This is a genomic window from Peribacillus sp. NPDC058002 (assembly GCF_042886655.1).
GTDB lineage: Bacteria > Bacillota > Bacilli > Bacillales > DSM-1321 > Peribacillus > Peribacillus aracenensis.
Genome location: NZ_JBHVQU010000128.1, coordinates 1 through 10,603, shown reverse-complemented (window position 1 = coordinate 10,603; position 10,603 = coordinate 1). Strand labels below are relative to the sequence as shown.

The window sequence follows — 10,603 nt, the reverse complement described above, 5'->3', positions numbered from 1 at the left end:
CTTCCGCTCCAATCAACCTTATATAGTTTCGTTTTAAAAACAACATCTTTACGAAAAGAGCTTAAAAAAAGATGATTATTCATCACTTGAACTTTAAATATGCTGGTCATATTTTAATCACCTATAACTATATGGGGTTTTCAGGAAAATGGGCAGTTCTTTTTATTTAGTCCATTCAAAATATTTTGCATTAAGGAAACATTTTATCGTAAGTGAATACTATGTAAAAAAGGAGTTGAACCATATGAATTGTACAAACCGTACGCAGAAAAAAATAATCGCTTATTCCGCATTATTCAAAAAAATGGGCATTCTCAATGATGAGGAATATAAAAACATCGCAAAGACTTTTCAAACAAAGGATTGAGGAAGTGTCCATTGGGTCTATTCATAAACTTTCATCCTGCATTAATAGGTCTGTAAAACCCCCGCCTTTCAATTTTTCGAATGAGGAGGGGGAGTTGCAGTCTGGCAGGAACTCATTTGCTCCCACTAATTACGGAGGAGGATGGTTTCCCATACTGTCTCCTAAGGGTGTGTCGCCAGTGTCATCAATTTGTCCCGCTCTGATTCCCATCGGATTTTTCATCTGTTTGATTGCTTCGTTTTTAGCCATACAGCTGGACGAAATGATGTATCCTAAGTTTTTAAAAACTACATATATGATGGACGATCATGTGCAAATTGGAGGGTGATTATTGAAAATGGGCAGGCCTTATTTTTTGGCTATCGGTTAATTTCCGACGTTTTAATGGAGGTTAAAAAGTGAAAAGGAAGATCGTTGTGATCCGAGGGTGTTCTCTGCGATAATGGAATAAAGAAATTGAAAAGGGGTTACGCAGGATGGCAGAGGACTTTAAGATTCCTAGCTTGAAAGTTGATGAGATCGATAAGAAAATCATATCGGTTTTACATGAAGATGCGCGGATTTCGTATACCGACTTAGCGAAGAAAGTGGAGCTCTCCAGGGTTGCGGTTCAGATGAGAATCAATCATCTTGTTGAAAACGGTGTGATCGAGAGGTTCACTGCGGTCATAAATCCAGCCAAGGTCGGCATCCATGTTTCGGCATTCTTTAACGTTGAGGTTGAGCCTAAATATCTGGAATCGGTCGCACAGCAATTAGAAAGTGAACCGGCAGTAACGAGTTTATATCATATGACCGGTCCGAGTAAACTCCATATGCACGGAATCTTTACTGATAACCAGGAGATGGAACGATTTCTCAATGAGAAGCTGTATGCCGTCGTCGGTGTTGTCAGCGTTGATTGCCAAATTCTCATTAAACGTTATAAAAGCCGGATGGGCATGAAACTTTAAATGAAAAAATCCCCCTATATAGGTGGATTTTTTATTATTAGGTGTGCGGGATGATAAAGCCGCCGTACGCAAAAGCAAGAATGATTACGAAGGCGGGGTGGATCTTGAATTTACCTAGGGCCAAAAAGGCCAATCCAGCGATGACGATTGAATGGATGTAGCCGATGGAACCGACGGCATCCTCGGCCATATTCCAGGTGAGCAATAACATCATGATTGCAATCACGGGCTGTACAAGCAGGGACATGCCTTTTACGATAGGCGAATGCTTGTATTTTCGCAGGATTTTTAATAAATATATCAAAGCTACGGCTGAAGGGATGATCGTGCCTGCCAATGCGGCTAGAAATCCTGGCCAGCCATATACATCATATCCGACATATGCGGCTATTTTCGTGGCGATAGGTCCTGGAAGTGAATTTCCTAACGCAAGCATTTGTGAGAATTCGGCATTATCAAGCCAGCCATAACGGGTGACGATTTGATCATACATAAGCGGAATCGAGGCTGGACCACCGCCATAACCAAGAATATTGGCAATGAAAAACGCTAGAAAAACAGCAACACCTATTGGGATAATAAGACCCATTAACCGGATTCCTCCTTCCTATTCACCTTTTTATTATTCAATCTTTCCTTTAATTTAAAATGGAACGCCCCATATAGAAGGAAAATCATAATGACGATACCAGGATGCAGGGAAATGACTTGCAGAAGCAAAAAGGAAATCGCAAAAAAGGTGATTCCGAGCACCTTTCCTAACCCTTTCACCGCCTTTTCGCCAAACTCATAAGCCATTTGACCAAGCATGACAGCAACAACCGGCATGACAGCAGCGATCATATTACTGATCATGGCCGAATTACTTAAAACATTAATGAATGCAATCAAGAAAACCATCGCAATGCATGAAGGTAAAACGTGAGCGGCCACGCTGACGAAGGCTCCTGGCCAGCCTTTTAATTTATAACCAAGATATGCTGCCATCTTAGTGGCAATAGGTCCTGGGAGTGTATTGGCAATCGCCAAAGTGTCCCCGAATTCATCATCGTCGAGCCAGTGATAACGGGAAACTGCTTCGTGGCGGATGAGCGGGATGACAGATGGCCCGCCGCCGAAACCTAAAATCCCCGTTCTCATCATCCCGAACGTCAATTCCGTATATGGATTTTTCAAGAACATTCCTCCTTGGTTTTAGAATTCTTTTCCATGATTATGAATTAATGATAACAAAAATGCTTTCGAAATGTACATGAAATCATGATGATAATTACGTAATGAATGTATAAAAGGTATTTTTCCATGCAATAGGTTGAAGTAAATAAAAAAACTTCTTTTTGTGTTAAGAAATAAAAATTGGATTGCGCAAGAAAAACAAACAGGTAAAAATACAAAAAGTACCCTATAGGCAGACCTTTTTAAAGTGACTGCTCTATAGAGTACTTTTTAAAATATATAACTTTAATAAACTTTTTAATGTGGGTTATTCTTCCCGAATGACTAATAACACACCTATAAAAATTAATATTGTACCGATCCAAAAAGACAAGCCGATTTGTTCACCTAGTATTAACCAACCTAAAAAAGTACCCACTATAGGTTGTAAAAAGAAAAATAATCCGCCACTTGATGCGGTAAGCATTTGCAGTCCGCGATTCCACAATAAAAAGGCACATGCTGTGGAAATAACGCCCAAGTATAAAAGGCCGCCCCATATGGATGGATGCATGATTGCTTGAAAGTCAAGCTCATCTAATCGACTAATCGTAATGGGTGTTAAACAGACAATTGCCACAAGCACTGCATAGGTCGTTATAACAATTTGTGAATATTGCCCAGGAATCCGTTTAATTAGAACTGACATAAGTGCCCAGGTTAATGCAGCAATCAGCAGCGATACGCCCCCAAGTTGGTGAGATGAGCCGATATGGGCATTTCCGACAATGATGCAGACACCGATCGTCGCTAAAATAACAGAAATTGATTTTTTTAAAGTGATCTTTTCTTTTAAAACGATACGTGCAAATATCACCATAAAAGCAGGTGTTGTCGAAGTAATGATGGCTCCCATTTGTGCAGTGGATAGAAGCGTACCGACTTCCTGGGTTACGATAGAAATTGTGTTTCCAACAAGTCCTATAATGAAAACCAAAAGCCAGTCTCGTCTTTCAATCCGCCAAGATTGTTTTGTTATAAAACCAATTGTCAGCAATGCTAAAATAGCAATCACATATCGTAATAATACTAATTCAAGTGGTGGAACAACGTCTACCACAACTTTTACCACAACATACATCCCGCCCCAAATGCTAGCAGCGAGTGATAAATATAAAGAACCTAATATAGTGTTTTTCATTTTGTACCCTCCGTTTTAACTAAACATTTCCAGTCCCTAACGGAGATGCAATTTTCTACCGTTAAGGAAGAATAACTGCAGGTACATCATTTTCGAATAGCGGTGACCACAACATCAGCTTTCAGCTCTCTTTCAAAAATATTAGTTTCAATGATTTTAGTTAGTTATAAAACTATTCTGTTGTAACGGATCATTTGATTCAATAATCAGTAAGTTATATTAAATATACAAGATTTTAGGTATTTATAAAACAACAAAAAAACAACTCCCTTGGAAATCTGCCATTAAAAACTACTTTACACATTGAAGCCAATTTATCCGGCGTGGTTGCAAAAGAGGGGCCTCCCGGTTTACGTAGATGTAGAAACCACAACTAGAAACCCCACCGGTTGTAATAGGAAAAGGTGGGGGGCCATGTTTTAAGCTTTAGTATACTGTCTTGATTGTCGGATGATCTTTGCTTTTGTTTTAACGTAAGGTAAGAAAAATGGATTCCAGTTTGAATGAAAAGAGGGCTTTATAGGGAAGGGAAGCAGGTGGTACAGTAAAGGTGTTAGTCAAATGTCGGCAGCGGTAATGATGAAAGAAAAAACGTGGATTAGGATTAAAAAGGCTCCCTTGAAGAGTTTAATCCTAATCCACCATTAAGTTGGTTTTTTTAGTGCATGGCCTTTCCAGAAGCATCACAATCGGTTATATTTTCGTTCGATTTTCCTGAACTCATCTGATAGTTCAAATAGGGTGTGTAATACTGCTGTTTGAATATATAGATTCATATAATTATCATTACTCTTCTTTTGAAAGGATAAATCATGTTTTTCATTAATTTTCCTAGTTATACATTCATTAATTTCGCTCCACATTTCTTTTGTGCCTTCTTTAATTTTTGTCTCCATAATCTCCCACTCCTTTTTTATTAGTTTATCCAATCTATTACATTCTTATACTTATTTATTGACCAAGCTGGTGACTTTTTTATCTTAAAATTAATATTTACCGTTCAAGTTATGATTCTTTGCGTAGAAGAGGAGAGAGTAGCGATTATAGTGTTAGTCCATACTTATTTTTTTGTGGAATTCAATAACCTCTAATGGATGATGACCTATCCTTATTTTTCGAGTTTGTTCTCAAACAGCAGGATACCAAAGGGCTAATGAACTACGGGTTCTTTGCTTCATTATCGGAGGTTGCTTTGGCAGCACATTATGGAGCTAAAGGGAAAGGATAGTTGCATAAGATCGAAAGGTCCCGGAGCAGTTTATCTTTTAAGTGGATTTAATTGAAAGATAAGGAACAAAAACGAGTCTATCTACAGAAAATACTGCTATTAACTACAAAATAGGAGTGAAAATATGGAACAGACACTTTACGAAAAAGTCGGCGGAGAAGAAGCGATAGCAAAAGTTGTGGACTACTTTTACTCCGAGTTGGTTCTTAAGGATGATACAGTTAATCATTTTTTTGAAAAGACGGATATGGAAAAACAACGCCGTCATCAGACGAAATTTATTAGTTTTGCATTAGGTTGGTCCAAAACAATACTCTGAACAATCCATGGCAAATGCTAACCAAGGATTGAATCTGCAACCAGCCCATTTTGATACCATTGTAAAACATCTAAACGATGCACTTGCTCACTTTGGAGTGAATGAAGCTGACATAGATACAGCTTTAACTAAAGTGCTTCATTAAGAGATGATATCTTGTATAAATAACCGATATTTAGCTAAAGGGTACTTTTCTTCAGGAGCTGACTAGCAGCTCCTTTCTTATGGGAGTAAAGGGAATTCCACACGGTAAGCAAAAAATATTATTCTTTTAGCCTAATAATTACATTGATCGGTGTCAGTTTGACTTTGGACTCGCATTTATTTATTAAAATACTTGGACTTGGATTGTTTACTTATGGAATGAGTTAATGTGATTAAAGCCTTGCTGCTGTTGGTCCTATGGTTATTTTTTAAAATCTCCTTATCTTTATTGATTCTTTCTTTATCTCCATAAAATTAATACCTTTTATCAAGGTAAAAAGGAATTTGATTTTATGACTGTTTCACCTATCCTTTCATATACTTTTGATAATGAAAGTTATCTTTATAATATGCCAGGAGTTGTTTATGGTATTCTTGATTCTGACACTGATAAGATAGAAAAAATGATTAAGTAACGGTAGAAATTATGTTCCGTGAATACAGACTACTCGACTATTAAGCCATCAATCTTTTTGTTTTAGAAAATCTCTGTAGTTATAAAATAAAATCGTACCGTCTTGTATTTATCAAGACCTAAATCGTAAAATGTCATAAAAAAATACAGAGTGATACATATTAGTCATGTATAATATGTATCACTCTGTACTACTTTTTCCGCAATCGCGCCCTTTTATTGAATAAGAATTTTCTTCAAATCGAGACGGATTGGCATATAACGTTTTCTCAATCACGAACCCTGCGAGCCTTGGAACGAAGTTCTTAGGCTCGCAGGGGTGTCGCCTGAATCTCTTCCCTGCTTCTTCTCCTGGCTACCAGTGGCTCGGGGAGTCCTGCAGCGTGAATGCTGTGTTATATGACATACCCGACTTCTTCGAGTTACTTTCACACTGCTTTTCTGTTTCAATTTTTATTTCAGTAAAGGCTTTTTATAAAACGTCACTTACCTATTTGTTACCGATTTGTTCCGCCAAACCGATTAGAAGTCCTTCGGTTCCACGAATGTAGCAGAGCCGATACGAGTCTTCGTACTGAACCACTTCGCCAACGAGCTGAGCACCATACTTAGTGAGTCTGGATACCATTTCGTCAATGTCTTCAACGGTGAACATGACGCGTAGATAACCGAGGGCGTTTACAGGAGCAGTCCGGTGATCTGCTATAGTAGGTGGGGTGAGAAATCGCGAAAGTTCAAGTCGGCTGTGGCCATCTGGGGTAACCATCACAGCAATCTCTACGCACTGAGAACCCAGTCCGGTTACGCGGCCAGCCCATTCACCTTCGACAGTGGCTCGCCCTTCGAGGGTCAAGCCAATCTCCTCGAAGAAAGAGATTGCGTCATCCAGGGATTCTACAACGATGCCGACATTGTCCATTCTTAGTAATTTGTTTTTTGCCATAGTTTTATCTCCTTATGTGTAAAAATTTATTATCTGATCATCTTCATAATTATTCTTAAAAGTTACAAATTCCTTCCAAACAAAAAACACCTTGTCACAGTTCATGATAACAAAGAAAAGTCATATTGGAATATTCGCGAACCTTATTTCGTGAATGCCAAACGCATGGCAGCCGGCACTCTTTTTTTGCCGTTAATTGTGATTGTGTGCTAGGTGTACCAAATTATTCACCATTAAGCACGATTTTCCCATTCAATATTGACCAACAGCCTTTATGGTATGTTCTAATTCCGTTTTATTCATTTCTTTTAATTTAATAGTTCTCTTATTATTCGCACTTCATGATCGAGGGGGAATGGGGGATATAATCCATGGAACAACGTAAATATCTAGTGAAGAGGTTATAAAGGGTTTATTAGCTCGACTACCGGAAAGTGAACAACGAAACTTAAAAAAGGTAATTCAGCAGAATTACCTTTTTGCTAATGCTTGAACTTCCGGTAAGTTGATTTTTCTTCAATCTATAAACATTTTATACAATGTAATGCTTAAGCTATGCGTTAGTTTTTTAACGATTACTAAAAATAATCAAACTATTTTATAAAAACTGTATACTGTATCGCAAGAAAATAATCCATTTCAATCAATCTATTTTCAAAATGATTCTTTTTATTTACGCTGTGGGGGTTCTGGTTTGCCCATTCCAAATTTCTTCAGAAAAGAGAATATGAGCTACAGTACCTCATATTTTCTTCATCAGTATAATATCTTTTTTGTGATATACACTTAAAACCAGACCAAACAAGCAGGCGTTAATCATAGCTGATAAAGCACCATAACTCATAAATGGCAGGGATACGCTTGTTATTGGTAATAAGCCGAAAGACATTCCGATGCTGACAGTTACCTGTGCAGTGAATATGGCAAAACTGCCGGAAACGAGCATTTTCCCAAATGGGTCTTTCACAGTTTGGAATATACGGGAAATTCGCCAGATCATCCATAAAAACAGCAGACCAATGAGCAAGGACCCGGCCCAGCCAAGCGTATAGGTAATCGTTACAAAGATGAAATCCGTCATCATTTCATTTGAATAATAAAACTCCCCGAGGGAATTAAAATGGCCAAACCATCCGGCATCCTCAATTAGCTTTTCCAGTTCCAAATACATATACCCCGATGTCTCACTGAATTTTTCAGGGGTAACGAACGCAAAAAGTCTTTCTAATTGATAGGCCCTTATATCTTTCAAGGATATAAGCAGAAGTGAAACACATGCAGTAAGCAGGACCGCTGCAGTGACAAGGATTTTCCTTTTATTTAGGCCGCTCTTCCAGACCATAACAGCAACCATCAATGAATAAAGCATTGACGCCTGTAAGTTGACTGTATTCAGAAACAGGAAGGCAGAACAAACGTATAAAATGGCAGCCAAATAAACATTCATCTTTCTTGATTGAAGCATTCCGGCCCAGGCAAGCAGAAAAAGTGGCAGAACCACAATAGAATCGACCGACAATAAACCCGTAATATTAATTCGGGGACTGCCGTTCACAAATACATTGGAAAATTGGAACTGAAAAAGAATCAGACATCCTATCGTAAAGAAAAACCAGCCCCATCTCTGAAATTTCCGATAATCGAAAAAAAGAAGGACACAGGCCAAAATTACACTTCCTATGACAGAATATACCTGCTTCAGCACTGAAAATGAATTACCATCCTTAAACAAGAACCAAAACAAAAACAGGCCCGTAGCTGACATGAACAGAAACATGCTCATTAGCTTCCAATCAATCTTCGGCCTGTGCAGCTTGTCCATCTTCTGCCCAATGTCAGAGGGGCTTCCCATATTCCGGACAGCGAGTTCCTCTGCTTCAGCCTCTGTATATCCTTTTTTGACCAGTTCAGTTTTAGCTTGATGCAGATGGGCTTTTAATTCAGCTTCTATATATTTTTTTGCTTCTTTTGATCGGATATACGACGAAACTTCATTTAAAAAATGATTGCTTCTCAATCGGCTCTTCCTCCTTCAAACGCTGTCCGCCAACTAGCAGAAGCGGAACCGCTTTTGGATTCCTTTTTCTTAAGCCACTTTTTCGCACGTTCATCCAAGGAATAGAGCTTCCTTTCTTCCGTTTCCCAAAAAGACTGGAGCCAGCCTTCCTTTTCAAGCTCATGCAACGCAGCATACAAGGAGCCTTCGTTATTTTCAAATTTCCGGATGCCTTTCTGGTAAAGAGATTCATTAATTTGATAACCACTTTTTTCCTTATCCAAAGATCTGAAAATACCAATCAAAATGTCTTCCTTACTTACATCCTGCTTTTCGATGGCAGTATGGATGGAGTTTCTATGTTTTTCCGTGAATTTCAAATCAAGAAATGTATGCTTTTCCATAGCCGATTTCAAGCGTGATAATTTATCTTCCATCGGTGGATTCCTCCCAATAGGTTTTTAACCGTCTTTTCGCCTGGCGCATCCTGGTCTTCACCGTTCCAAGTTTGACCCCAGTAATTTCAGAAATCTCCTTGAGCTTCATTTCCTGAAAATAATGAAGGTAAATAAGCTCGCGATACTGGATAGGCAGCTCCATAACGGCAACTGCTAGCTGCCTGTCTTCATCATGCTGAATGACCTTTTCTTCCACATCATCGGTAGAAGTCCATTCATGCTCCTCTTCCGCAGTCGAAACTTTTCGGAAATACCAGCTTTTCCTATAATCCTTACAATGGTTAATTGCAATCCTCCAAAGCCACGTCCTAATATTTGATTGCTGGTTATACGTGGAAAGCGACTTATAGCATTTGATAAAAATTTCCTGTGTCAGATCCTCTGCCACAACTGGATCTTTTACATAGGAATAGACTAATTGCAGAATATCCTGGCCATAAAGGGACATAATTTCATCCAGTAAGAATTCGTCATCTTTCATTTGATGCCATTTCAACACAAACTCCTCCAAAACAGTTCACACTTCCTTCCCTAAATATATAGACGATAGTACTTATAAGAAGGTTTTTGGTTTTAAAACTTTTCCTTTGTTACTACAGCTAAAAATATAGAAAACATTTTAGAATTAGTACAGCAATAGTAGGAATCCGCGCCTGACAACATCCAATCAGAAATGTTTAACCGGTTATAAACATGATAAATCTTATAGAACTATTGGGACAGATAAGTTGAATAAGAAAAGGTGGGACAAAAATGGAAGCGTTGATTGAAGAGTATGGTCGTGGATACGCAATGATCCGGAAAGCAATCGAATGATTAGCGGAGGAGGAGCTTCGTTCAAGCCCGCACCGGACAAGTGGAGCATCCATCAAATTCCCATCCAAGTGACGGGTGCTGAGGTCTTGTCTACACATCGGCTGAAAAAAGTCATGGCAGAGCACGAGCCACTTCTGCTTTCGTTTGACCAAGATGGAGGGGCGAATGGCTTGGGGGATGATCCGATGGACCTTGAACAGTATTTGCTCCTGTTCCAATTGCTGCGTTCCAGTATACAGCCCATTCTGGACCATCTGACAAATGAACAAAGTGGGCGGATGGGGGGATGACGATGCAGAGCGGTAAACATTTAAGCAATTGCTGGAATTCCGTGTTGAGCATGTTCGAGAACACCTTGCCCAGATTGGGAGGGAGTGGGAAGCGTATCGCGGAGAAATGTATAATGTTTGTTGAATTTATAGAACTAACGGGCGCAAGAGTTAAAGATGGAGGCCACTCACCTAATCAGTGGCCTCTTTATTTATTTTGAAAAGCTGTTTTCGCATACTTTGTTGCTATTTACCAAGTAAAGCGGTGTGTTGATTTCC

12 protein-coding genes and 1 pseudogene are annotated in these 10,603 nt (G+C 38.9%); 5 read left to right on the top strand and 8 right to left on the bottom strand.

Annotation, left to right across the window (positions count from 1 at the left end; genetic code table 11):
- The first annotated feature begins 244 nt into the window (after nucleotides 1–244).
- From ACFVSH_RS18390 to chrS, 3 genes are all read left to right on the top strand, one after another.
- A complete protein-coding gene (locus ACFVSH_RS18390) occupies nucleotides 245–367 on the top strand; it encodes a hypothetical protein (protein WP_260284425.1) in 123 nt (40 codons plus the stop codon).
- 178 nt (nucleotides 368–545) lie between these two features.
- The gene (locus ACFVSH_RS18385) at nucleotides 546–695 is read left to right on the top strand and encodes a hypothetical protein (RefSeq protein WP_387707213.1); all 150 of its coding nucleotides are present in this window, start codon (nucleotides 546–548) and stop codon (nucleotides 693–695) included.
- A gap of 148 nt (nucleotides 696–843) precedes the next feature.
- On the top strand, nucleotides 844–1,320 hold the full coding sequence (gene chrS / locus ACFVSH_RS18380) for a chromate efflux transcriptional regulator ChrS (RefSeq protein WP_034315019.1): 477 nt from the start codon (nucleotides 844–846) through the stop codon (nucleotides 1,318–1,320).
- 37 nt (nucleotides 1,321–1,357) lie between these two features.
- Here the strand turns inward: chrS and chrA are convergent, their stop codons facing one another.
- The 4 genes from chrA to ACFVSH_RS18360 all read right to left on the bottom strand — a co-directional run bounded on the left by chrA (nucleotide 1,358) and on the right by ACFVSH_RS18360 (nucleotide 4,572).
- On the bottom strand, nucleotides 1,358–1,909 hold the full coding sequence (gene chrA, locus ACFVSH_RS18375) for a chromate efflux transporter ChrA (RefSeq protein WP_387707211.1): 552 nt from the start codon (nucleotides 1,907–1,909) through the stop codon (nucleotides 1,358–1,360).
- Nucleotides 1,909–2,496, bottom strand: coding sequence for a chromate efflux transporter ChrB (gene chrB, locus ACFVSH_RS18370; protein ID WP_387596732.1), 588 nt, complete (start codon nucleotides 2,494–2,496; stop codon nucleotides 1,909–1,911). The genes chrA and chrB overlap by 1 nt, the downstream gene beginning before the upstream one ends.
- A 307-nt stretch (nucleotides 2,497–2,803) precedes the next feature.
- Nucleotides 2,804–3,676: a DMT family transporter gene (locus tag ACFVSH_RS18365; protein WP_387596729.1), complete on the bottom strand. Its 873-nt coding sequence runs from the start codon at nucleotides 3,674–3,676 to the stop codon at nucleotides 2,804–2,806.
- A gap of 683 nt (nucleotides 3,677–4,359) precedes the next feature.
- Nucleotides 4,360–4,572 carry a hypothetical protein gene (locus tag ACFVSH_RS18360; RefSeq protein WP_061461893.1) on the bottom strand — a complete coding sequence of 71 codons (213 nt, stop codon included), beginning with the start codon at nucleotides 4,570–4,572 and terminating at the stop codon, nucleotides 4,360–4,362.
- Nucleotides 4,573–5,028: 456 nt separating this feature from the next.
- Here ACFVSH_RS18360 and ACFVSH_RS18355 point away from each other — a divergent pair.
- Nucleotides 5,029–5,391, top strand: a pseudogene (locus ACFVSH_RS18355) (group I truncated hemoglobin).
- A gap of 941 nt (nucleotides 5,392–6,332) precedes the next feature.
- On the opposite strand, the gene ACFVSH_RS18350 reads toward ACFVSH_RS18355, so the two are convergent.
- The 4 genes from ACFVSH_RS18350 to ACFVSH_RS18335 form a co-directional block, all read right to left on the bottom strand.
- Nucleotides 6,333–6,785 (bottom strand): VOC family protein, encoded by a 453-nt coding sequence (locus ACFVSH_RS18350; protein WP_387596725.1) that lies wholly within the window; start codon nucleotides 6,783–6,785, stop codon nucleotides 6,333–6,335.
- Between the two features lie 742 nt (nucleotides 6,786–7,527).
- On the bottom strand, nucleotides 7,528–8,802 hold the full coding sequence (locus ACFVSH_RS18345; RefSeq protein WP_387707209.1) for an FtsW/RodA/SpoVE family cell cycle protein: 1,275 nt from the start codon (nucleotides 8,800–8,802) through the stop codon (nucleotides 7,528–7,530).
- The gene (locus ACFVSH_RS18340; protein ID WP_387596720.1) at nucleotides 8,799–9,218 is read right to left on the bottom strand and encodes a PadR family transcriptional regulator; all 420 of its coding nucleotides are present in this window, start codon (nucleotides 9,216–9,218) and stop codon (nucleotides 8,799–8,801) included. Before ACFVSH_RS18340 ends, ACFVSH_RS18345 begins: the two co-directional genes overlap by 4 nt.
- Nucleotides 9,208–9,750: a sigma-70 family RNA polymerase sigma factor gene (locus tag ACFVSH_RS18335; RefSeq protein WP_387596717.1), complete on the bottom strand. Its 543-nt coding sequence runs from the start codon at nucleotides 9,748–9,750 to the stop codon at nucleotides 9,208–9,210. The genes ACFVSH_RS18340 and ACFVSH_RS18335 overlap by 11 nt, the downstream gene beginning before the upstream one ends.
- Before the next feature lie 301 nt (nucleotides 9,751–10,051).
- On the opposite strand from ACFVSH_RS18335, the gene ACFVSH_RS18330 reads away from it, so the two are divergent.
- Nucleotides 10,052–10,345 carry a hypothetical protein gene (locus ACFVSH_RS18330; protein WP_387707207.1) on the top strand — a complete coding sequence of 98 codons (294 nt, stop codon included), beginning with the start codon at nucleotides 10,052–10,054 and terminating at the stop codon, nucleotides 10,343–10,345.
- Nucleotides 10,346–10,603 lie beyond the last annotated feature (258 nt).